General features: G+C 67.4%; 22 protein-coding genes. 13 read left to right on the top strand and 9 right to left on the bottom strand.

Annotated elements, in window-relative coordinates:
- Window positions 1–23: 23 nt before the first annotated feature.
- The 8 genes from OCW50_RS09075 to OCW50_RS09040 all read left to right on the top strand — a co-directional run bounded on the left by OCW50_RS09075 (window position 24) and on the right by OCW50_RS09040 (window position 8,069).
- Complete coding sequence (locus tag OCW50_RS09075) at window positions 24–638, top strand: ribonuclease D (RefSeq protein ID WP_262297241.1); 615 nt, start codon at window positions 24–26, stop codon at window positions 636–638.
- 119 nt (window positions 639–757) lie between these two features.
- A complete protein-coding gene (gene lptC / locus OCW50_RS09070) occupies window positions 758–1,498 on the top strand; it encodes an LPS export ABC transporter periplasmic protein LptC (RefSeq protein WP_262269073.1) in 741 nt (246 codons plus the stop codon).
- Window positions 1,495–2,133: an LptA/OstA family protein gene (locus tag OCW50_RS09065; RefSeq protein WP_262269000.1), complete on the top strand. Its 639-nt coding sequence runs from the start codon at window positions 1,495–1,497 to the stop codon at window positions 2,131–2,133. Before lptC ends, OCW50_RS09065 begins: the two co-directional genes overlap by 4 nt.
- 102 nt (window positions 2,134–2,235) lie before the next feature.
- Window positions 2,236–3,030, top strand: a complete 795-nt coding sequence (gene lptB, locus OCW50_RS09060; protein ID WP_373371353.1) for an LPS export ABC transporter ATP-binding protein — start codon at window positions 2,236–2,238, stop codon at window positions 3,028–3,030.
- A gap of 295 nt (window positions 3,031–3,325) precedes the next feature.
- Complete coding sequence (gene rpoN, locus OCW50_RS09055) at window positions 3,326–4,750, top strand: RNA polymerase factor sigma-54 (protein ID WP_262297239.1); 1,425 nt, start codon at window positions 3,326–3,328, stop codon at window positions 4,748–4,750.
- A 116-nt stretch (window positions 4,751–4,866) separates the two neighbouring features.
- Window positions 4,867–5,442 carry a ribosome hibernation-promoting factor, HPF/YfiA family gene (hpf, locus tag OCW50_RS09050; RefSeq protein ID WP_173947047.1) on the top strand — a complete coding sequence of 192 codons (576 nt, stop codon included), beginning with the start codon at window positions 4,867–4,869 and terminating at the stop codon, window positions 5,440–5,442.
- Window positions 5,443–5,527: 85 nt separating this feature from the next.
- Complete coding sequence (gene ptsN / locus OCW50_RS09045) at window positions 5,528–5,986, top strand: PTS IIA-like nitrogen regulatory protein PtsN (RefSeq protein ID WP_262269003.1); 459 nt, start codon at window positions 5,528–5,530, stop codon at window positions 5,984–5,986.
- Window positions 5,987–6,080: 94 nt separating this feature from the next.
- Entirely contained in the window at window positions 6,081–8,069 is a 1,989-nt protein-coding gene (locus OCW50_RS09040) for a methyl-accepting chemotaxis protein (RefSeq protein ID WP_262297238.1), read from the top strand.
- Window positions 8,070–8,088: 19 nt separating this feature from the next.
- On the opposite strand, the gene OCW50_RS09035 is transcribed toward OCW50_RS09040, so the two are convergent.
- From OCW50_RS09035 to OCW50_RS09025, 3 genes are all read right to left on the bottom strand, one after another.
- Window positions 8,089–8,811 carry an SIMPL domain-containing protein gene (locus tag OCW50_RS09035; RefSeq protein ID WP_262297237.1) on the bottom strand — a complete coding sequence of 241 codons (723 nt, stop codon included), beginning with the start codon at window positions 8,809–8,811 and terminating at the stop codon, window positions 8,089–8,091.
- Window positions 8,812–8,901: 90 nt separating this feature from the next.
- On the bottom strand, window positions 8,902–9,987 hold the full coding sequence (locus OCW50_RS09030; RefSeq protein WP_262297236.1) for a polyamine ABC transporter substrate-binding protein: 1,086 nt from the start codon (window positions 9,985–9,987) through the stop codon (window positions 8,902–8,904).
- Between the two features lie 96 nt (window positions 9,988–10,083).
- The gene (locus tag OCW50_RS09025; protein WP_262297235.1) at window positions 10,084–11,238 is read right to left on the bottom strand and encodes an aminotransferase; all 1,155 of its coding nucleotides are present in this window, start codon (window positions 11,236–11,238) and stop codon (window positions 10,084–10,086) included.
- A 341-nt stretch (window positions 11,239–11,579) separates the two neighbouring features.
- On the opposite strand from OCW50_RS09025, the gene OCW50_RS09020 reads away from it, so the two are divergent.
- From OCW50_RS09020 to OCW50_RS09010, 3 genes are all read left to right on the top strand, one after another.
- The gene (locus OCW50_RS09020) at window positions 11,580–12,362 is read left to right on the top strand and encodes a phosphatase PAP2 family protein (protein ID WP_373371352.1); all 783 of its coding nucleotides are present in this window, start codon (window positions 11,580–11,582) and stop codon (window positions 12,360–12,362) included.
- Entirely contained in the window at window positions 12,359–12,904 is a 546-nt protein-coding gene (locus OCW50_RS09015) for a regulatory protein RecX (protein ID WP_262297233.1), read from the top strand. The genes OCW50_RS09020 and OCW50_RS09015 overlap by 4 nt, the downstream gene beginning before the upstream one ends.
- A 78-nt stretch (window positions 12,905–12,982) precedes the next feature.
- On the top strand, window positions 12,983–13,582 hold the full coding sequence (locus tag OCW50_RS09010; protein WP_262297232.1) for a DUF2239 family protein: 600 nt from the start codon (window positions 12,983–12,985) through the stop codon (window positions 13,580–13,582).
- A 17-nt stretch (window positions 13,583–13,599) separates the two neighbouring features.
- Here OCW50_RS09010 and OCW50_RS09005 read toward each other — a convergent pair whose 3' ends face one another.
- Both OCW50_RS09005 and OCW50_RS09000 read right to left on the bottom strand, forming a co-directional pair.
- Window positions 13,600–14,139: a GNAT family N-acetyltransferase gene (locus tag OCW50_RS09005; protein ID WP_262297231.1), complete on the bottom strand. Its 540-nt coding sequence runs from the start codon at window positions 14,137–14,139 to the stop codon at window positions 13,600–13,602.
- Between the two features lie 130 nt (window positions 14,140–14,269).
- Window positions 14,270–14,914 carry a DUF1345 domain-containing protein gene (locus OCW50_RS09000; protein ID WP_262297230.1) on the bottom strand — a complete coding sequence of 215 codons (645 nt, stop codon included), beginning with the start codon at window positions 14,912–14,914 and terminating at the stop codon, window positions 14,270–14,272.
- A 91-nt stretch (window positions 14,915–15,005) separates the two neighbouring features.
- On the opposite strand from OCW50_RS09000, the gene OCW50_RS08995 reads away from it, so the two are divergent.
- Window positions 15,006–15,428, top strand: coding sequence for an OsmC family protein (locus OCW50_RS08995; protein ID WP_262269013.1), 423 nt, complete (start codon window positions 15,006–15,008; stop codon window positions 15,426–15,428).
- Window positions 15,429–15,575: 147 nt separating this feature from the next.
- On the opposite strand, the gene OCW50_RS08990 is transcribed toward OCW50_RS08995, so the two are convergent.
- From OCW50_RS08990 to OCW50_RS08980, 3 genes are read right to left on the bottom strand one after another with little or no spacing between them, the layout of a single operon-like run.
- The gene (locus OCW50_RS08990) at window positions 15,576–16,559 is read right to left on the bottom strand and encodes a TRAP transporter substrate-binding protein (protein WP_262297229.1); all 984 of its coding nucleotides are present in this window, start codon (window positions 16,557–16,559) and stop codon (window positions 15,576–15,578) included.
- Between the two features lie 32 nt (window positions 16,560–16,591).
- On the bottom strand, window positions 16,592–17,899 hold the full coding sequence (locus tag OCW50_RS08985; RefSeq protein ID WP_262269015.1) for a TRAP transporter large permease: 1,308 nt from the start codon (window positions 17,897–17,899) through the stop codon (window positions 16,592–16,594).
- A gap of 6 nt (window positions 17,900–17,905) precedes the next feature.
- The gene (locus tag OCW50_RS08980) at window positions 17,906–18,451 is read right to left on the bottom strand and encodes a TRAP transporter small permease (RefSeq protein WP_262269016.1); all 546 of its coding nucleotides are present in this window, start codon (window positions 18,449–18,451) and stop codon (window positions 17,906–17,908) included.
- A gap of 203 nt (window positions 18,452–18,654) precedes the next feature.
- On the opposite strand from OCW50_RS08980, the gene OCW50_RS08975 reads away from it, so the two are divergent.
- Entirely contained in the window at window positions 18,655–19,248 is a 594-nt protein-coding gene (locus OCW50_RS08975; RefSeq protein ID WP_262297228.1) for a PRC-barrel domain-containing protein, read from the top strand.
- Window positions 19,249–19,301: 53 nt separating this feature from the next.
- Here OCW50_RS08975 and OCW50_RS08970 read toward each other — a convergent pair whose 3' ends face one another.
- On the bottom strand, window positions 19,302–19,682 hold the full coding sequence (locus OCW50_RS08970) for a ComEA family DNA-binding protein (protein WP_262297227.1): 381 nt from the start codon (window positions 19,680–19,682) through the stop codon (window positions 19,302–19,304).
- Window positions 19,683–19,880: the final 198 nt, after the last annotated feature.

The raw sequence follows: 19,880 nt of genomic DNA, 5'->3' as shown, positions 1-19,880 counted from the left end.
GGTCTGCGCATTACGGATGTCCCATGACAGTACGCTTCCATCGCGGCGACCTGCCCGCCGGCTACAAGCCGGGCCCGGCGATCGCCATCGACACCGAGACGCTCGGTCTCAATCCGCACCGCGACCGGCTCTGCGTGGTGCAGATCTCCACCGGCGACGGCACCGCCGACGTGGTGCAGATCCTCAAGGACGGGCCCTTGCCGGAGAACCTGATCCGCGTCCTGTCCGACGAGAGCGTCTTGAAGATCTTCCATTACGCCCGCTTCGACCTGGCGGTGATCTTTCACACCTTCGGCGTCATGCCGCGGCCGATCTACTGCACCAAGGTCGCCTCGCGGCTCGTGCGCACCTATACCGACCGCCACGGCCTCAAGGAGCTGGCGCGCGAGCAGCTCGGGGTCGAGCTGTCGAAGCAGCAGCAATCCTCCGATTGGGGCGCCGAGACCCTCACCCCGGCCCAGCTCGACTACGCGGCGTCCGACGTCCTGCACCTGCATGCCCTCAAGGACAAGCTCGATCGTCTGCTGGAGCGCGAGAACAGGCTCGGCATCGCCCACCAGTGCTTCAGCTTCCTGCCGACCCGGGCCCAGCTCGACCTGCTCGGCTGGCCCGAGACGGATATTTTCGCCCATTCTTGACGCGCGCTTAAACTTTCCCGCATAAACCTCATATCCGTCATAACATCGCCATGCCGCTCCGGCATGGCGCCGTGCCGATGGCCACGCGCCGGGGATCAGGACGGAAGGGGTTGACGACAGTGGCGGGAATTCAGGGCTCCACCATGCGGGACGGCCCGGCCTCGAGGCCGGCCGTTCGGTCGCGCGCCTTCACCAAGGCCCGTCGCCATTCCCGCTGGGTCCGCTTCGCGAAGGTTGCCATTCCGCTCGGCTCCCTGCTGGGCATGGCCGGCGTCGGCGTCGTGGCCTATTACAATCCGTTCCGGCAGATCGAGAACCTGAGCTTCGGCTCCATCGGGGTGAGCGGCACCCATGTCACCATGGAGAGCCCGAAGCTGAACGGCTTCAAGAACGACAACCGCCCCTACGAGGTGACGGCCAGCGCCGCCACCCAGGACGTGCGCAAGCCCGATCTCGTGCAGCTCAAGGACCTCAAGGCCCGCATCGTGACCGACGAGCGCGGCAGCGTCGCAAGGCTCCAGGCCGATTCCGGCGTCCTCGACACCAAGAAAGAGCAGATGAGGCTGCGCGACAACATCGTGGTCACCACGGATGGCGGCCATGAGGTCAAGCTCCAGACGGCGTTCGTGCGGTTCAAGGCCGGCTCGGTGGTCTCCAACGATCCGGTCACCGTGGCCTTCGGCAGCGGCACCATCGAGGCCGAAGGCCTCGACGTGTCGGACAATGGCAAGGTCATGAGCTTCAAGGGCCGCGTCCGCACCGTCATTCAGCCCTCCTCCGGCTCTCCCCCATCCTCCCCGGAAGCCGCCGGCACAGGCCCCGCGGCGCCCGCACCCCAACAGACAAGTATCCGTCCATGATGAGTTTCACACGCGCCGCCCTGGCCCTCGGGCTTCTCTTTCCGGCTCCCCTTGACGTGGCCTTTGCCCAGGCCAGCAAGGAGCGGGCCGTCGGCTTCGGCAATTTCGGCTCCAGCAAGGAGCCGATCAAGATCGACGCCAACAAGCTCGACGTCTTCGACAAGGAGGGCCGTGCGGTCTTCACCGGTGACGTGGTGGCGGTTCAGGGCGAGAGCACCATGAAGTGCACGATCATGACCGTGTTCTACGAGCAGCGGGACCAGAACGGCGGGCAGGCGGCTCCGTCCACGCAGACGGCGGACGACAGCGCCATCAAGAAGATCGACTGCAAGGGCCCGGTCACCATCGTGTCGCGCACCCAGGTGGCGACCGGCGAGAACGCCACCTTCGACCGGGGCTCCAACAAGATCATGCTGACCGGCAACGCGACCCTGAGCGACGGTCCCAACGTCACCAAGGGCGAGCGGGTGCTCTACGACATCAACACCGGCGTGGCGAACATCGAAACGACGCCCGGCGGTCGGGTGAGGGCGCTGTTCGTGCCCGGCCAGGGCGGGCCGGCTCCGACCGGAGCCGGTGGGGGAGCCTCTCCCGCCTCCAAGCCGAAGCCCCAGCAGCGGCCGGCCACGAACTAGAGCGGGCGTTCAGTTCCCGCTTTTCCCTTTTCACGATCGACGATTGAGCCAGTGAAACCGCTTTTCAACCGTTCTCAAACCGGTCCCTCCGACGTGAGCCTCCTGGAAACCCGTTCGGCCGGGACGGGCCCGCATGTCTTCCACCGCGCCGAGAGCGACGCCGTGTTCGGCGGCCCCGGGGTCCTGGCGGTCAAAGGCCTGCAGAAGAGCTATCGCGGCCGCACCGTGGTGCAGGATGCGGGCCTGAACGTGCGCGCCGGCGAGGCCGTGGGCCTGCTCGGTCCCAACGGCGCCGGCAAGACCACCATCTTCTACATGATCACCGGACTGGTGAGCGCCGACCGCGGCGTCATCAGCCTGGACGGGCACGACGTCACGGGCCTGCCCATGTACCGCCGCGCCCGCCTCGGCATCGGCTACCTCCCGCAGGAGGCCTCGATCTTCCGCGGCCTCAACGTGGAGGACAACATCCGCGCCGTGCTGGAGATCGTCGAGCCGAGCCGCAAGGAGCGCGAGCGCAAGCTCGATGCCCTGCTCGACGAGTTCAACATCACGCGCCTGCGCAAGTCGCCCTCCATCGCGCTCTCGGGCGGCGAGCGGCGGCGCTGCGAGATCGCCCGGGCGCTCGCCGGCGAGCCGACCTTCATGCTCCTCGACGAGCCTTTCGCGGGCATCGACCCCATCGCGGTGGGCGACATCCAGAACCTCGTGCGCCACCTGACCCGGCGCGGCATCGGTGTGCTCATCACCGACCACAACGTGCGTGAAACCCTCGGCCTCATCGACCGAGCCTACATCATCCATTCCGGCCGCGTCCTGACCGAGGGCACGCCGGATGCGATCGTGTCGAACGAGGAGGTGCGCCGCCTGTATCTGGGCGAGGACTTCCGTCTCTAGCGCATCGTGCGGCCCGCTTTCGTCCGTCCGATGCTTTCTTCTTTATTGTGTGCATCGTTAATAACGGACCCAGCGGGCCGCGCCAGCGAAAACCGGATCCACTTTTCGCTGGCGCGGCCCTTCGGGTCACTGGCGTGGCCCTTCGGGTCACTGGCGTGGCCCTTCGGGTCGCTGACGCGGCCCTCTGGGTTCGTCCGATGCTCTAGGACGATTGACCTTTTGACCTTCGGGGAAGGGCCGGGGTAGAACGGTCGAGGCATGCAAGAAGCATGCCCATACGGCCTCGGGTGCGTTCATGACGGCGATGCAGCGGCTGGAGCTGCGCCAGGGCCAGTCCCTGACGATGACTCCCCAGCTCGTTCAATCGATCAAGCTGCTTCAGCTCTCCCATGCTGAGCTCGCGGCCTATGTGGAGGCTGAGCTCGAGCGCAATCCCCTCCTGCAGGAGGGCGACACCCTGGCCGGCGCGGCCCCGCCGAGCCTTGCCGATTTCCTGCATGCCAAGCAGAAGGCGGAGGCCGCCGGGCCGAGGATGATCCCCGGACCACCCCCGTCCCGGCGGGAGGCCCTGCCGGTCTCGTCCGCGCCCGCGGCCGGCGCGGCCCATAGCGAACTCAGGCCCGAAATGGAGGACATGCTCGCCCGGGTGACGAGCCTGAGCGAACATCTCGAGACGCAGCTCGAGCTCGCCACCGCGGACCCGACTCTGCGCAGGATCGGCCGGCACCTGATCCACAATCTCGACGAGGCCGGCTATCTCACCGAGGATCTCGCGGAGCTCGCTGTCCGCCTCCAGGTCGCGCCCGCCGACGCCGAGGCGGCCTTGAGGCTGATCCAGGGGTTCGAGCCGCCCGGGATCGGCGCACGCAATCTGGCCGAATGCCTGAGCCTCCAGCTGCGCGAGCGCAACCGGCTCGATCCGGCCATGGAGACCCTGCTCGCCCATCTCCCTCTCGTCGCCCGGCAGGATTTCGCCGCCTTGAGAAAGGTCTGCGGCGTCGACGAGGAGGATCTCGCCGACATGCTGGCCGAGATCCGCCGCCTCGAGCCCAAGCCTGGACTTGCCTTCACGCCTGTCCCGGTCGATGTGCTCGTGCCCGACGTTCTGGTGCGGACCGCCCCGGATGGCGGCCTGACTGTCGAGCTCAACCCTGACACCCTTCCCCGCATCCTGCTCAACCGGACCTATTATGCGCAAGTCGCCAAGGTGGTGCGCAAGGATGAGGACAAGAGCTTTCTGTCCGACTGCCTGCAGGCCGCAAGCTGGCTGACCCGCAGCCTGGACCAGCGCGCCAGGACGATCCTCAAGGTCGCCGCCGAGATCGTCCGCCAGCAGGAGGCATTCTTCCGCCAGGGAGTGGGCGCCCTGCGCCCCATGACCCTCAGGAGCGTCGCGGAGGCGATCGGAACGCACGAATCCACCGTCTCCCGGGTCGCGGCGAACAAGGCGCTCGGCACCGAGCGCGGCACGCATCCGATGAAGTTCTTCTTCAGCGCCGCCACCGGGGAGGGCGAGCACTCGGCCAAGGCCGTTCGCCACCGAATCAGACAGCTGATCGAGGCCGAGACTCCCGCTGCTGTGCTCTCGGATGAGGCAATTGCCCAGAAATTGAAGGCGGACGGGATCCGGGTCGCCCGGCGTACGGTCGCGAAATACCGGGAGTCCCTGCGCATCCCGTCTTCAGCGGACCGCCGCCGCGCGGGCCGGATGAAGCCCTGACCTGGCAAGCGCGCCCATTTCAAGGCTTGCATTGGGCCTCATTCGGATCATCATCGACCCCAAGCGCCACCCCGAAGGATCGCCACGAAGCGACGGCGCAAGAGGAGGAGATCACCATGACATTGAGGGTGTCGGGGAAGAATCTCGATATCGGCGAAGCCCTTAGGTCTCAGGTCCGGGACCGGATGGCCGGCGCCCTGTCGAAATATTTCGACGGCGGCTATTCGGGTCACGTGACGGTCACCCGCGACGGCACCGGCTATCGCACCGACTGCGTTCTTCACCTGACGTCGGGCATGACCCTGGAAGCCTCCGGGGCGGCTCAGGACGCTTATGCCAGCTTCGACCAGACGGCAGGCCGGATCGAGAACCGCCTGCGCCGCTACAAGCAACGGCTGAAGGATCGTTCCGGCGCCGGGAACGGGCGCGCGGGCGGCCTCGAAATGGCCTATTCCGTCCTTGAAGCCCCCAGCGACGAGGCGAGCGAGGACGAGGCCTACCATCCGATGGTGATCGCCGAGACCACCAAGCCCCTCCACAGGCTCTCGGTCAGCGACGCTGTGATGCAGCTCGATCTCACCGGAGCTCCTGCCCTTGTGTTCATCCACGCTAGCACCGGCCGCGTGAACGTCGTATACCGCCGCGGCGACGGAGCGATCGGTTGGGTCGATCCGCCGCTCGCACAGCCTTGACGGGGGAGCTACCTCTTCTTGGCCCGGTTCTTGCGTGGAACGGTGAGAGGCCTTCCAGGCTTCACATCAAAATGCAGCGTGATCGATGCCTTTGCTGGATTTCTTAGACCCCCGGGCCGTTCTGCCCGCCCTGCGCGTCAGCGGCAAGAAGCAGGCCCTTCAGGAACTGGCCTCCCAGGCGGCCCGGCTCACGGGTCTCCCCGACAGCGCCATCTACGAGGCTCTCCTGCAGCGCGAGCGCCTCGGCTCGACCGGAATCGGCGAGGGCATCGCCATTCCTCACGGCAAACTGCCGAATCTCACCCGGATCTTCGGCCTCATCGCGAGGCTCGACAGACCGGTCGATTTCGAAGCTCTCGATGGTCAGCCGGTCGACGTGCTCTTCCTTCTGCTCGCACCCGAAGGAGCCGGCGCCGATCATCTGAAGGCCCTGGCCCGGGTCGCCCGGGTGCTGCGGGAACCTGGGCTGATCGAGCGGGTTCGGGCCACCCGGGACGCCACAGCCCTTTACGCCATCATGACCGAACTGCCGAAGGCCGCCTGACCGAATCGCGGACGGCCCTCTGACCTAGCGTCAATGACTCCTTAACACGTTCGCCCCAATCTTGCCGCAAAGTCCTAAAGGGGGATTCGGGGGAATGTCGTCTCTTGCTCGTGTGAGGCGGCCGTCGGTGCGGGTGCGGGTCGCCGCGTTGAGCGGCGTCATGGTGCTCGGCTTCGCGGTCATCGGCGCCGTATTTCAGACAGGCCGCCATGAGGTCGAACAGGCGCTGTCGGTGCAGCAGACCTATTCCGCCCTGGCCGAGAAGGCCAACCAAGTCCGGAGCCGGGCCGACGCCCTGAAAGTGACCGCCGGCGAATGGACGGCAAGCCGCCTCGCCCACCATGGCCAGGCCTTCGTCGATCAGCACAAGGCTCTGGCCGCCCAGCTCGACGAGATGGGTGCCGCCACCGGGGCCACCCTGATCACCCCCGAGGTCGCAGCCCTGAAGCAGCATGCGGCCGCCTTGATCGGCCAGGGCAACGCCCTCGGCAAGCTCTATGCCGCCGTCGGCAGCAAGCCGGACGAAGGCGCACAGGGACGCCTGCTGAAGGCCGAGACCAATCTCGAAAAGCTCGTGCGGCCCCTGACCGGCAGCGGCGAGACCATCGCCTGGCGCCTGTGGGCGGCCATGCTCGGCATGTTCAACCAGGAGGCCCGCGCCCGCATCCTGCTCGAGGAGAGCATCCTCGGCGCCTTCGAGGTCGAGCAGGGACGCTTCACCCGGGCGCTGGCCCAGTTCTCCGGCGATCCCAAGGACAAGGCGGTGATCGACTCCGCCAGCGTCTCGTTCCAGGAGGCGTTCCACGCCTGGAGCGAGCTGGAGCAGCAGGTCTCCGGCCAGGGCGAGAAGCTGATGGGGCAGTTCGACCTGCTCGTCCCGGTCCTCGACCAGCTGCTCGCCAAGGTCCGCGCGGAGGCGCACGAGACGGACGAGCAGCTCACCGCCTCGCAGCATCGCACCTTCACGCTGATCCTCTGGGCCATGGGAGCCACGCTGCTGTTCGGCCTCGTGCTCAACGTCCTCGTCGGACGATCGATCTCGCTGCCCCTGACCCGCCTCCAGCAGGCCATGCGGCGGCTGGCGGACGGCGATGCGGCGAGCGAGGTCCCGTTCACCGGCAACACCGACGAGATCGGCGCCATGGCCCGCACGGTCCTGGTGTTCCGCGACAATGCCCGCGAGCGCGAGCGGCTGACGCAGGAGCGCGAGGGCATGGCGGCCGTGGACGCCCAGCGGGCCCACGCGATCTCCAACGCGATCATGGCCTTCGACGCTTCGGTCGAGCAGATCCTCGCAGAGGTCCGGGACGTCACGGGCGAACTCGCCAAGGCGTCCGGGCAGCTGGAGGGGTCGGCCCATCACGTCACCCAGCAGGCCCAGATCGCGGGAGCCGCCTCCACCCGCACGGCGCACAACATGTCGGCGGTGGCAAGCGCCGCCGAGGAGCTCGACGCGTCCCTGGCCGAAGTCGCGGCCCAGACCCAGGCCTCGGCGCAGGCCTCCGAGCGCGCGGTCGCTGAGGCGCGCGGCGCGTCCGGCAGCATGTCGACGCTCTCGACGGCCACCTCTCAGATCGGCGAGGTGGCGAACCTCATCCGAACCATCGCGGCCCAGACCAACCTGCTTGCGCTCAACGCCACCATCGAGGCGGCCCGGGCCGGCGAGGCCGGCAAGGGCTTCGCGGTCGTCGCCTCCGAGGTGAAGGATCTGGCCGGCCAGACTGCCAAGGCCACCGAGGAGATCGCCCGTCAGATCGAGGCCGTCCAGGCGGCCTCGCGGGAGACCCTGGTGGCGCTCGGCACGGTGCAGGCCTCCGTGGAGGATCTGGCCGGGGTCGTGTCCACGGTGGCCGGAACGGTGAGCCAGCAGACGGCAGCTGTGTCCGAGATCGCCCGCTCCGTGGCCCAGGTCTCGACGGAGGCGCAGGCCGGCACCTCCGCCATCGAGACGACGCAAGGAGTCGCGACCCAGTCCCTCGACGCCGCCCGCAATGTGGCGGATCTCTCGGTCGCCCTGGAGAGCCAAGCCCAGCGCCTCGGGGCCGAGATCGGCCAGTTCCTCCAGAGCGTCAGGGCGGCCTGATCCGACGGGCCGGGGCGTCTCAGGGCTTCCCGGCCATCTCCCAGACGAGCTGCACGTTCGCCGTGTAGCGGATCGTCGCCGGCGGCACGATCGGAACCGATTCGGCCCCCTTGGCCATCGCCATGGACATGCGCATGTCCGGCTGCGGCTCGAAGGGCTGGGCGGAACCGTCCCGGATCTCCAGGAGGCGGCCCAGGGACACGCCGGCGGCGGCGGCATAGATCTCCGCCTGGCGACGGGCGTCGCGCACGGCCGCTTCCCGGGCCCGGTCGCCGCCCTCTTCCTGCCGGTCGAGCCCGAAGGCGACCGACTGGAAGGTCATGTCGCCGCTCGCCAGGATCTCGCCGGCGAGACGCCCGACGCCGTCGAGGTCGCGGGTGGTGATCCGCAGCTGGTGATTGGCGGAGAATTTCGGGGTCTTCACCTCCTTGCCGTCCGGGCCGAGCTGCGGAGGCGTCTGGAAGACCTGGAAATTGACCGTCCGGATGTCCTCTCGCTTGACGCCGAGCCCCTGGATGCGGGCGAGCACCCGCTCGGTGGCCGTCTTGTTGGCGGCGCTCGCCTGCGCCACCGTGTCGGCCTGCGTGGCGACCGTCACATGAATGCGGGCGAAATCCGGCTTCAGCTCCGCCTCGCCGGTTCCCATCACGCTGATCGTCGGCTGGCGCGGCGCGGGATCTTGAGCGAGCGCCGGGGCGGCGAGGCTCAGAGCTGCGAGGGCAGCGGCAACGGCAAGGCGCATGGAAAGAGTCCTTCTCGAAGACACAAGCTCCGCCCATGGGCGGAGCTTTCAGGGCATCGCGACGATGCCGGACCGAACCTGAGCGGCGGATTAACGCCCGGTCTTCACCCGGGTCCAGAGCCGCGTGACGGTGCGCTGCGAGCGCTCGTCATAGGCCGTGTTGGTGAACAGGCGCTTCATGGTGGCGTCGTCCGGGTAGATGCCGGGATTGTCGAGGATCGCCTTGTCGATGAACTGCTTGGCCGCGAGATTGCCCGACGCGTAGGACACGAAGTTCGCGTTCCTGGCGGCGATCTCGGGCTTCATCATGAAGTTGATGAACTCGTGCGCCTCCGCGACGTTCTTGGCGTCCGCCGGGATCACGAAGCTGTCGAACCACATCAGCGCGCCCTCGCGCGGGATGACGTAGCCGACCTCGACGCCGTTCTTGGCTTCCTCGGCGCGGTTCTTGGCCTGGATCATGTCGCCCGAATAGCCCACCGCCACGCAGATGTCGCCGTTGGCGAGGGCGTTGATGTATTCGGAGGAGTGGAACTTCTGGATGTTGCCGCGGATGCGGAACAGGGCGTCGCCCGCCTTGTTCAGATCCTCCAGGCGCTTCGAATCCGGGTTGAGGCCGAGATAGGCCATGACGCCGGGGAAAAGGTCCTCGGGGCTGTCGAGCATGTAGATGCCGCAGGCCTTCAGCTTGGAGGCGATCTCCGGCTTCATCACCAGATCCCAGGTGTTGAGCGGCATGTCGCCGAGGATCTCCTTCACCTTCTTCACGTTGATGCCGATGCCCGTGGTGCCCCACATGTAGTTGACGGCATATTGGTTGCCCGGATCGAACACGGCGAGACGCTGCGTCACCTCGGGCCATTGATTGGCGAGGTTCGGCAGCTTGGCCTTGTCGAGCTTCTGGAACACCTTGGCGCCGATCAGGCGCTGCACGAACGGGCCCGACGGCACGACGATGTCGTAGCCTGACTTGCCGGCCAGAAGCTTGGTCTCGACGATCTCGTTGTTGTCATAGGTGTCGTAGACCACCTTGATGCCGGTCTGCTTCGTGAACTCGTCGAGCGCCTTCGGGTCCACGTAGTCGGACCAGTTATAGACGTTGACCACGCGCTCCTGGGCGGCGGCGGCGGTGACGAGACCGAGGGTCAGAGCAACCGAGGCGAGAAGACGGAACATTTTGGGGCGGCACTCCTCAAGACAGGTGACAACGGGGCAGGCTAAGAAATTCCGGGCCAAGAAACAATGTCCAAGGCGCAACCGCGATGGCAGGCCTCAGGCCGCCCGCCTGATCGCCGTCGCCAGCCGCTCCAGCCCGGCATCGAGGGTCGCGTCCTTCTTGGCAAAGCAGAAGCGCACCACGGTCTTCACCGCGCCCTCCGCATAGAAGGCCGAGACCGGGATCGCCGCGACCCCATGCTCCATGACCAGGCGGCGGCAGAAGGCGACGTCGTCGCTCTCGCCCAGGGCCGCGATGTCGATGTTGACGAAATAAGTGCCCTGGCTCGGGATCACGTCGAAGCCGAGGCTCCGCAACCCGTCGGTGAAGCGGTCGCGGCTGCGGGCGAAGTTCGTCCGCATGCCGCCGAAATAGGAATCGTCCTTGCCGAGCCCGTAGGCCACCGCGGCCTGGAGGTTCGGAGCCGTCGTGAAGGCGAGGAACTGGTGCGACTTCGCCAGCACCTTCATGATCGGCGGGGCGGCGCAGACGAAGCCGACCTTCCAGCCCGTGAGGCTGAAGATCTTGCCCGCCGAGCCGATCTTCACCGAACGCTCGCGCATGCCCTCGAGCCCCAGCACCGGGCGGTGCTTGCGGCCGTCGAAAACCACGTGCTCCCAGACCTCGTCCGAGATCGCGATGGCGTCGAATTTCCGGCAGAACGCGGCGAGAAGGTTCAGATCCTCGGCCGTGAACACGGTGGCGGTCGGGTTGAGCGGGTTGTTGAACACCACCGCCTTGGTCTTGGGCGAGAAGGCCTTCGCCAGCGCCTCTTCCGTCAGGCGGAAATGGGGCGGCTGCAGGGTGACGAATTTCGGCACCCCCCCGGCGAGCCGCACGAGGGGCAGATAGGCGTCGTACATGGGCTCGAACAGCACCACCTCGTCGCCCGGCTCCACGATGCCCAGGATCGCGCCCGCGAGGGCTTCCGTGGCCCCGGAGGTCACCATCACCTCGGTGCCGGCATCGAGGTCGAGGCCCTGCCAGTGCTTGTAATGGGCGGCGATCGCGGTGCGCAGCTCCGGAATGCCCATCATGGAGGGGTACTGGTTGTAGCCGTTGAGCACCGCCTCCGCCGCCGCCCGCCGCACGTCCTCGGGGCCGGGATCGTCCGGAAAGCCTTGGCCGAGATTGATCGCCCCGGTCTCGCGGGCGAGGCTCGACATGACTTCGAACACGGTGGTGGGCAGGTTGGCGAACAGTCGGTTCATGCCGCTCTCTCGTTGCTGGATCGTCGTGGCGTCGAGGTGCTTCGTATCACGGAGCGGCGGACAATCGAACCGGCATTCTCGCAGGACATGCACGGCCGCGCGATCCGGCCTTCCCACCGGGTCATCATCGGGACGGGGCCGGTGATGACGTGCGGAGGTGGCCCAACGGGCGGGCGGCCATCGCCGGGAGGGTGCCAGGACGGGCGGAGGGCGACGGAACGGCCAGCAGGCCGGGCGTGGCGAAAAGATGCCTCGGGGGCGCCGACCGCGATGCGACGGGCGGCCGTCCCGGCCTCGGCAGGACGTCGACCCGGTCAGGCGCATCCATGGCCCCTCGCCAGATGCCCGCCGCAGGCCTATCTGAGGAGGCCATGCACACGCTTCTTGCTCCCGCCACGCGCTTGTGGCTTCGCCTGCGCCTGAACGAGGTCGGTCCTCTGCTGTCCATGTCGGCCTGCGGGTTCTTCGCCTGGGCCTTCATCGCGCTGGCCGACGAGGTGCGGGAAGGGGAAACCCACGCCCTCGACAGCCGGCTCCTGCTGGCCCTGCGGGATCCGCAGAATCCGGCCAATCCCCTCGGACCCTCCTGGCTGGAGGAATCGGCCCGGGACATCACCGGCCTCGGCGGCTACGCGATCCTGACGCTCCTTACCCTGGCGGCGGTCACGTATCTGCTCATGGCGGGCAAGCGCGGCGCGGCCCTCCTGGTCCTGGCCGCCATCGTCGGGGGCACGCTCCTCTCCACGGGCCTCAAGCTCGGATTCGAGCGGCCCCGGCCGGATCTGGTGCCCCACGCGACGCGGGTCTACACGGCGAGCTTCCCGAGCGGCCACGCGATGATGTCGGCGATCACCTATCTGACCTTGGGCGCCCTGCTCGCCCGAGTGGAGAGGAGCCGGCGCGTCAGCGCGTTCATCATGGGCCTGGCCATCCTCACGACTCTGCTCGTGGGGGTGAGCCGCGTCTATCTCGGCGTGCACTGGCCGAGCGACGTCCTGGCCGGATGGGCGGTGGGCGCCGCCTGGGCGTCCCTGTGCTGGTTCGTGGCCCTGCAACTGCAGCGGCGCGGCCAGGTGGAGAAGCCCGGCGAGGCCTCGCCTCCCGCGGATGCCAAGCCGGAATGACCGACGATCCCAAACCGGTCCGCAAGCCGCCCCGGAAGGTGACGCCCGCCTATCTGCAGCGGGCGGCGCTCGCCTATCTCGAGCGCTATGCCTCCTCGGCCGAGAACCTGCGCCGCGTGCTGCGGCGCAAGGTCGACAAGCGCTGCCGCCTGCGTGGCGAGGATCCGGCCGCGTTTCACGACATGATCGACGAGGTCGTGGCCAAGAGCCTGAGGAGCGGCCTCATCGACGATACCCGCTATGCGGAGGCCCGCGTCGCCTCCCTGCGCCGCCGGGGCGGCTCGGCCCGGGCGATCCAGGCCAAGCTCTCGGCCAAGGGCGTCGACCGCACTGCCATCGCGGCGGCGCTCGAGGGCGAGGAGGGCGACGAGGAGCAGGCGGCCCGCGCCTTCGCCCGCCGCCGCAGGCTCGGGCCATTCCGGCCGGGCGAGCGGGCGCCCTATCGCGACAAGGATCTGGCCGCCATGGCGCGGGCCGGGTTCCGCTTCGACGTGGCGCGCGACATCGTCGACGGAGAGCGTGACGAGCCCGACGAGCCGTAGCGTTGGAATTTTACCCGGATGTATTGACGGCGGAATTTAACCCGGATAAAACTCGGCTCCACGACGGACGAGGACAACATGGGTGAAAACCTCAAGACCTACACGGCCTTCGCCGGCCCGCGCCTGATCCGGTCGGGCCCGCTCCCGGCGGTCGCCGAAGCGGCCAAGACGGCGCTGGATCGCGGCGAGACGGAGCCCGTGGTCGTTCTCGACGATGAGACCTGCCGCGTCGTGGAGGTGGATTTCCGGGGCACCCCGGAGGATGTGCGCAACCGGATGAGCGACCGGTCCGACACCGGCCCGGGCCCGTTCGAGCCCCGCGGGCCGGGCCGGCCCAGGCTCGGGGTCGTCGCCCGGGAGGTGACGCTGCTGCCGCGGCACTGGGACTGGCTCAACGGGCAGCCGGGCGGCGCGTCGGTCGCCCTGCGCAAGCTGGTCGAGGAGGCGCGGCGGGGCAGCGAAGGCCAGGACCGCGTCCGGCAGGCCCGGGAGGCGCTTTATCGCTTCATGGCGATTCTGGCGGGGAACGAAGCCGCCTTCGAGGAGGCCTCGCGCGCCCTCTTTGCCGGCGACCGGACGCTGTTCATGGCCCTGATCCGGCTGTGGCCGAAGGATATCCGGGCCCATGCCGAGAGACTGTCGGGCCCGGCCTTCGCGGACAAACCGGCCGAAACGTGAGACGACGGACGCCGCCCCTATCGCACGAACATGATGGTCGGCTTGTCCTTGTAGGTGGTGCGGCGAAATTCCCGGTAGCCGCATTTCTCCGCCACCCGGATCGACGGCTCGTTCTCCGGTGCAATGATGCAGGCCGTGCGCACGGGGCCGAAATGCCCCTCGCCCCAGGCGATTGCGGCGCGTGCGGCCTCGGTCGCGTAGCCTTTGCCGTGGCCGTGCGGCGCGATCACCCAGCCGATCTCCGGAATGCCGTCGAGGGGCGGTTCGATCACGCGCCGGAAATCCGAGAAGCCGACTTCTCCCACGAAACGGCCGCCGTCCTTCTCGGTCACGGCCCAATAGCCGAAGCCCAACAGGGTCCAATGTCCGACATAGCGCACCAGTCGGGACCAGACCTCCTCCTGCGTGGACGGCTTGCCGCCGATGAAGCGCGTGATCTCCGGATCGGTCCAGAGGGCGAGGCAATCGGCGAAGTCGCCGATTCTGTGCCCGCGCAGAACGAGGCGCTCGGTCTCGAGAACCGGGACGGACAAGGAGGCTGAAGAGGCTGTGCGCATCGGTTCGATCGTTTGGGACCTTTCCTGCGCCGCAGAGCGCAGCGCGGCGTCCGACGATCTCTGCATAACGGTCGTGGTCCTGCAAGGACCCAAACGCCTCGGATGCCGGCCCCGAGGGTGAGCGGGCCCCTTACAGCAAGCCGGCCCCCACATTCACCGCCAGGGCCAGGATCGTCGTGTTGAACAGGAACGACAGGATCGTATGGGCCAGCACGAGACGGCGCATGCGCCGGGCCACGATGACCACGTCCGAGGTCTGCGCCGCCGCACCCAGGTTGAACGAGAAATACAGGAAATCACAGTAATCCGGCCGGCCCTCGTGGGGAAAAGCCAAGCCCCGCCGCTCACCCTTGTCGCCGTAATATTCGTGCGCGTAATGGATGGCGTAGATCGTGTGCACGAAGAACCACGAGCACAGAATGGTGAGGCCCGCGATGGTCAGGTGGAATCCCTGCTGATCGGACGGGGTCGCCTGGATGTTGGTCAGTTCGACCGCGATGGCCGCGAGGCTCGCCACCGAGGCGGCGAGCGTCAGAACGAGCACGACGACGGCGCTTTCGTCCTCCAGGGCCGCCCGCTCCTGCATCTGGGTCGTGGAGGAGCGCAGGGCCATGGTCCAGGCGAGAACGAGATAGCAGGCCACGCCGATGTCCCAGGCCACGAGCATCCGGGAATTCACCGGCCAGGACGCCGGCAGGAGCGCGAAGACCAGGAGCGCCGCGAGGGCGGAGCCGAGAAGCCTCGGACGCAGGCGGGCCTGCATGGGAATCCACATCACACACCTGCGATCCGAATGGGACGAGACCTCTGGAGCCTGACACGACCTGTCCTAGATCACCAAGCCTATCCACACAAAGGAGATCGTGATGAACCGCAAGGCAAGAGCCGTTTGGCAGGGCACGGGCAAGGATGGCAGCGGCCATCTCACGTCCGATTCCGGCGTGCTGTCCTCGACGCCGTATTCCTTCAAGACCCGATTCGAGAACGAGAAGGGCACGAACCCGGAGGAGCTGATCGCCGCCGCCCATGCCGGCTGCTTCACCATGGCGCTCGCCTTCCAGCTCCAGGGCGCCGGCTTCACGCCCACGGAGCTTGCCACGGAAGCGGTCGTCTCCCTCGAGCAGGAGGGCAGCGGCTTCGCGATCCGGAAATCGGCCCTGACGCTCACCGCCAACGTGCCGGGCATCGACCGGGCCAAGTTCGAGGAACTCGCCCGCGCGGCGGAGAAGAACTGCCCGGTCTCCAAGGTGCTCAACGCCGAGATCACCATGGACTTCACGCTGGCGTGAGCCCTGCCTGACGCCGTCGCCGCCTCATAACCCTCTCAACGTCATCGCCGGGCTTGTCCCGGTGATCCCGATCCGGGAAGCGCCACGTTCCAGGCAATCGAAATGGCCGGCCCGAGGCCGGCCATGACATCGAAGGGCCGAGGGCCCCTACATCGCGGCCTTCTTGTAGCTGTCGATGATGGCCTGCCCGTCGGGGCCGGCCTTCTTCAGCCAGTCCTGCGTCAGCTGCTCGCCGACCTTCTGGAGGCCCGCCTTGAGCTCGGGGCTCGGGGGCTGCACCTTCATGCCCTTCGCGGTCATCTGGTCGACGTACCACTTGGTCTTGTCCTGAGCAGTCTTCCAGCCCCGCTCCTCGGCGGTCCTGGCGGCCTTCAGAACGGCCTCCTGGGTGGGCTTGTCGAGGGCGTCGAAGGCCGCCTTGTTGACGAAGGTCAGGTTCTTCGGGATCCAGGCCTGGGTGTCGTAGAAGTGCGAGAGCGATTCCCACACCTTCGAATCGTAGCCCGTGGCGCCCGAGGTCATGAAGGTGTTGACCACGCCCGTCGCGAGCGCCTGCGGCAGGTCCGCCGCCTGGACCGTGACCGGCTGCGCGCCGACGAGCTCGGCGATGCGGGCGGTGCCGGGATTGTAGGAGCGCCACTTCACCCCTTTCAGATCCTCGACGGTGGCGATGTCCTTCTTGGCGAAGATCCCCTGCGGGGGCCACGGCACGGCGAACAGCAGCATCAGGCCCTGGCTGGCGAACTTCTTCTCGATGGCCGGCTTCTGCACGTCCCAGAGCTTCTTCGCCTGATCGAACGAGGTGGCGAGGAACGGCACCACGTCGAGGCCGTAGACCGGATCCTCGTTCTCGTGCAGGGACATCAGGACCTCGCCGGCCTGGGCCTGTCCGGTCTGCACCGCGCGCTTGATCTCGGGCGCCTTGAAGAGCGAGGCGTTCGCATGGACGGTGACCTGCAGCTTGCCGCCGGTCGCATCGGCCACGTCCTTGGCGAAGGCGTTGAGGTTCTCGGTGTGGAAGTTGTCCGGCGGATAGGCGGCCGGCAGGTTCCACTTGGTCTGCGCCAGCGCGGGCGCTGCCATGAGCAGGGCTCCCGCGAGGCTCAGGCCGAAGCGCGTCATGTGTCTCATCGTTCGTCTCCCTCTTGTTGTCATGAACGAGGCTAATCCGGAAAGGCCATCTGCGGCAGCACCATCACGATGCTCGGGAACACCGTGATGATCGCGACCGCCGCGACGAGCAGGAAGAAGAAGGGCAGCGAGGCCAGCGCCACCGTGTTCGAATCCTTTCCCGACATGGTCTGCAGCACGAACAGGTTGAAGCCGACCGGCGGCGAGACCTCCGCCATCTCGACCACCAGGATCAGGAAGATGCCGAACCAGATCAGGTCGAAGCCCGCCGTCTTGACCATCGGGATCACCACCGCGGTGGTCAGCACGATCATCGAGATGCCGTCGAGGGCCGTGCCGAGCAGGATGTACATGACCGTGAGCGCCGCGATGAGCGCATAGGGCGAGAGGTGCAGGCTGTCGACCCAGGAGGCGAGCGCCTGGGGAATGCCCGTATAGGCCATCGAGGTCGACATGAAGGAGGCGCCGGCCAGGATCAGCATGATCATGCAGGTGATGCGCGTCGTCCCCATGACGCTGGCCCAGAACGAGTCCCAGGACAGCGACCCCGACCACCAGGCGATGGCGAGCGAGCCGAGCACGCCCCAGGCGGCGCATTCCGTCGCGGTCGCCCAGCCGAGCAGCAGGGTCAGGAAGACGAGCGCGATCAGGAGCGCGACCGGAATGAGGTTGGTCGATTCCTTCAGCTTCTCGCGGAAGCTCATCGTCGGCTCGGGCGGCGGCGACTTCTGCGGGTTGGCGAGCGACCACACGGCGATGTAGCCGGAATAGAGAGCCATCACGAGCAGCCCGGGCAGGAAGCCCGCGAGGAAGATCTGGATGATCGACACGTTGGCCGCCACCGCATAGACCACCATGGTGATGGAGGGCGGGATGAGGATCCCGAGCGTGCCGGCGCCCGCCAGGCTCCCGAGGCTCACCATGTCGTCGTAGCCGCGCTTCTTCAGCTCCGGCAGGGCGATCTTGGCCACCGTCGCGCAGGTGGCGGCGGACGAGCCGGAGACCGACCCGAAGATCCCGCAGGCGAGCACGTTCACGTGCATGAGCCGTCCCGGCAGCCAGTTGAGCCAGGGCGCGAGGCCGCGGAACATCTCCTCGGACAGCCTGGTGCGGAACAGGATCTCGCCCATCCAGATGAAAAGCGGGAGCGCCGCGAGCGTCCAGGAGGCGGAATTGCCCCAGATCGTGGTGGCGAGCACCGAGCCCGCCGGGATGCCCCCGCCGACGAACTGCATGCCGACCCAGCCGCAGGCCATGAGCGCGATGGCGATCCAGACGCCGCCGGCGAGGAGCACGGCAAGCAGCAGGAGCAGCAGCCCCGAGATCTCGATGAGTTCCATGACGTCCTACACTCCGCTCTGGATCGCGCGCTCCACCACCTCTTCGGCCGTGGTGGCGGGCGGCTTCTCGTAGCGCGGATCGCCGCCGCGCAGCACGTGGACGAACTCGTCGACGAAGGCGATGAACAGGATCACCAGGCCGGCCGCGTAGCCGATCTGCGGAATCCAGAGCGGGATCGCCAGCACGCCTTGCGCCATGTCGTTGAAGCGCCAGCTGTCGTAGGTGAGCACGACCGCGTGCCAGGCGAAGAAGCCCACGAAGCCGAGGCCGATCACCAGCGAGAACATCTCGAGCCACCAGCGGGTCCGGCCGCGCACGCGGTCCGTGAGCAGGCCGACCCGGATCATCTCGCCGGAGCGGAAGGTGTGGGCGAGACCCAGGAACGCCATCGCGGCCATGGACCAGGAGGCGAGATCGTCGCCGGCCGGGATGTTGACGCCAATGCCACGGCCCAGGGAGAGGCCCATCATCAGCAGGAAGATCACGAGGAGGAACAGGCCCGCAAGGTAGCCTGAGACGCGGTAGAGACCATCGAGGAAGGTGCGGATCATGCAGTCCGTTTCGGGCGTTCGGCAGGGAAGCTTGGCCAAGTCTAGGGGCATTCACGGCGGGTGCAAGCGCTTCCTTGCCGCCGCTTGCCCAGGCATTGGGCAGAACCTCGAAAAGTGCCCATCGTCCCGACAGAACCAATCATCAACTTCGCCGTTGAGAGGTGAGAAGTGACCGCGCGTCACGGATCAATCAGGAGGAATACATGGCTTCGAAGCATCTTGTGCTGGCGCTCCTCGGGACGGCCCTGGCGTCGGCCCCGGCTCTTGCCCAGACTCAGCCCTCCAGCTCGTCGGCCAGCCCGAGCGCCGCGTCGTCGTCCATGTCCACGGGCAACTGGATGACCCAGGAGCAGCCGGGACAATGGCGCGCGTCCAAGCTCGAGGGCCTGGACGTGTACAACAACAACAACGAGAAGGTCGGCGACATCAGCGAGGTTCTCGTGGATCAGAGCGGCAAGATCCAGGCCGTCGTCATCGGCGTCGGCGGGTTCCTCGGCATGGGCGAACACGACGTGGCCGTCCCCTTCGACCAGATCAAGTTCGTCAACGAGCCGCGCGCCAATGCGACGGCGTCGAACACCACGACCGGAACGGCCGGCATGAGCGGCAACAATGCCGGCACGACGGCCGGCACGACGGCCGGCACGACCACGACCGCGCCGGCGACCACCGGTTCGACCGCGTCGAACGCCAATGCGGCGAATGCCAATGTGAACCGGTCGGCTCCCGATCATGCCATGCTGGACATGACGAAGGATCAGCTGAAGGCTGCCCCGGAGTTCAAGTACAGCCGCTAAGGCGGATCACCGAACGAGAAAGGGGCCCGGCGGGCCCCTTTCTTGTCGGCCTCTCACGATTTCTGGTGCGCGATGATCCGGTCCTTGATCGCATCATAGGCGTTCTGCGGGATGATCTTCTTGTCCACGAGCTCGTTCTTCGCCTTGTAGGGCCGCCCCTTGATGATTGCCTCGGCCCGCGCCTCCCCGATCTGGGGCAGCTTGTCGAGCTGATCCTTGGGCGCGGTGTTGATGTCGATCAGGGCGCTCGTGGAGGCGGTCGTGCCGGGCATCGGCTTGGCCGCACCCGCGGCCGGGGCCGGGGCCGGAGCGGTCATCGGCGGCTTCGCGGCCGCGCCCGGCGAGGCGGCCCCGGGGGCGGCCGTCTGCGCGAGAACCGGAGAGGCAAGCAGGGATCCGAGAGCGACCAGCGCTCCGAAATGGGACAGGCGCATCGTAACCTCCTCTGGCCGGACCCATTCTGAAGGCGTTCGGTCCGGCTTCATCAACCTACACAATCAACGCAGATCATTCGCTGAACGATCCGTTTTCCCAGGTTCATGATCGGGACGCGCCTCTCGCGCTCCGTCCTCATCCACCCGGCGCCAGGCCAGGATTTCGGCGCCTGGGCCCTCCGGCGATGCGACCTCCCG

Origin of the sequence: Microvirga sesbaniae (assembly GCF_025460805.1) — a bacterium.
In the GTDB taxonomy this organism is placed as follows: domain Bacteria; phylum Pseudomonadota; class Alphaproteobacteria; order Rhizobiales; family Beijerinckiaceae; genus Microvirga; species Microvirga sesbaniae.
The sequence above is the reverse complement of the archived record's forward strand: the minus strand, read 5'-3'. Positions and strand labels throughout refer to the sequence as shown.

What these genes read in the sequence shown, in the direction of transcription:
- OCW50_RS09075 (WP_262297241.1), top strand. Translation starts at nt 24, where the DNA reads ATGACAGTACGCTTCCATCGCGGCGACCTGCCCGCCGGCTACAAGCCG.
- OCW50_RS09065 (WP_262269000.1), top strand. Translation starts at nt 1,495, where the DNA reads ATGATGAGTTTCACACGCGCCGCCCTGGCCCTCGGGCTTCTCTTTCCG.
- rpoN (WP_262297239.1), top strand. Translation starts at nt 3,326, where the DNA reads ATGACGGCGATGCAGCGGCTGGAGCTGCGCCAGGGCCAGTCCCTGACG.
- hpf (WP_173947047.1), top strand. Translation starts at nt 4,867, where the DNA reads ATGACATTGAGGGTGTCGGGGAAGAATCTCGATATCGGCGAAGCCCTT.
- ptsN (WP_262269003.1), top strand. Translation starts at nt 5,528, where the DNA reads ATGCCTTTGCTGGATTTCTTAGACCCCCGGGCCGTTCTGCCCGCCCTG.
- OCW50_RS09040 (WP_262297238.1), top strand. Translation starts at nt 6,081, where the DNA reads ATGTCGTCTCTTGCTCGTGTGAGGCGGCCGTCGGTGCGGGTGCGGGTC.
- OCW50_RS09035 (WP_262297237.1), bottom strand. Translation starts at nt 8,811, where the DNA reads ATGCGCCTTGCCGTTGCCGCTGCCCTCGCAGCTCTGAGCCTCGCCGCC.
- OCW50_RS09030 (WP_262297236.1), bottom strand. Translation starts at nt 9,987, where the DNA reads ATGTTCCGTCTTCTCGCCTCGGTTGCTCTGACCCTCGGTCTCGTCACC.
- OCW50_RS09025 (WP_262297235.1), bottom strand. Translation starts at nt 11,238, where the DNA reads ATGAACCGACTGTTCGCCAACCTGCCCACCACCGTGTTCGAAGTCATG.
- OCW50_RS09020 (WP_373371352.1), top strand. Translation starts at nt 11,580, where the DNA reads ATGCCCGCCGCAGGCCTATCTGAGGAGGCCATGCACACGCTTCTTGCT.
- OCW50_RS09015 (WP_262297233.1), top strand. Translation starts at nt 12,359, where the DNA reads ATGACCGACGATCCCAAACCGGTCCGCAAGCCGCCCCGGAAGGTGACG.
- OCW50_RS09010 (WP_262297232.1), top strand. Translation starts at nt 12,983, where the DNA reads ATGGGTGAAAACCTCAAGACCTACACGGCCTTCGCCGGCCCGCGCCTG.
- OCW50_RS09005 (WP_262297231.1), bottom strand. Translation starts at nt 14,139, where the DNA reads ATGCGCACAGCCTCTTCAGCCTCCTTGTCCGTCCCGGTTCTCGAGACC.
- OCW50_RS09000 (WP_262297230.1), bottom strand. Translation starts at nt 14,914, where the DNA reads ATGTGGATTCCCATGCAGGCCCGCCTGCGTCCGAGGCTTCTCGGCTCC.
- OCW50_RS08995 (WP_262269013.1), top strand. Translation starts at nt 15,006, where the DNA reads ATGAACCGCAAGGCAAGAGCCGTTTGGCAGGGCACGGGCAAGGATGGC.
- OCW50_RS08990 (WP_262297229.1), bottom strand. Translation starts at nt 16,559, where the DNA reads ATGAGACACATGACGCGCTTCGGCCTGAGCCTCGCGGGAGCCCTGCTC.
- OCW50_RS08985 (WP_262269015.1), bottom strand. Translation starts at nt 17,899, where the DNA reads ATGGAACTCATCGAGATCTCGGGGCTGCTGCTCCTGCTGCTTGCCGTG.
- OCW50_RS08980 (WP_262269016.1), bottom strand. Translation starts at nt 18,451, where the DNA reads ATGATCCGCACCTTCCTCGATGGTCTCTACCGCGTCTCAGGCTACCTT.
- OCW50_RS08975 (WP_262297228.1), top strand. Translation starts at nt 18,655, where the DNA reads ATGGCTTCGAAGCATCTTGTGCTGGCGCTCCTCGGGACGGCCCTGGCG.
- OCW50_RS08970 (WP_262297227.1), bottom strand. Translation starts at nt 19,682, where the DNA reads ATGCGCCTGTCCCATTTCGGAGCGCTGGTCGCTCTCGGATCCCTGCTT.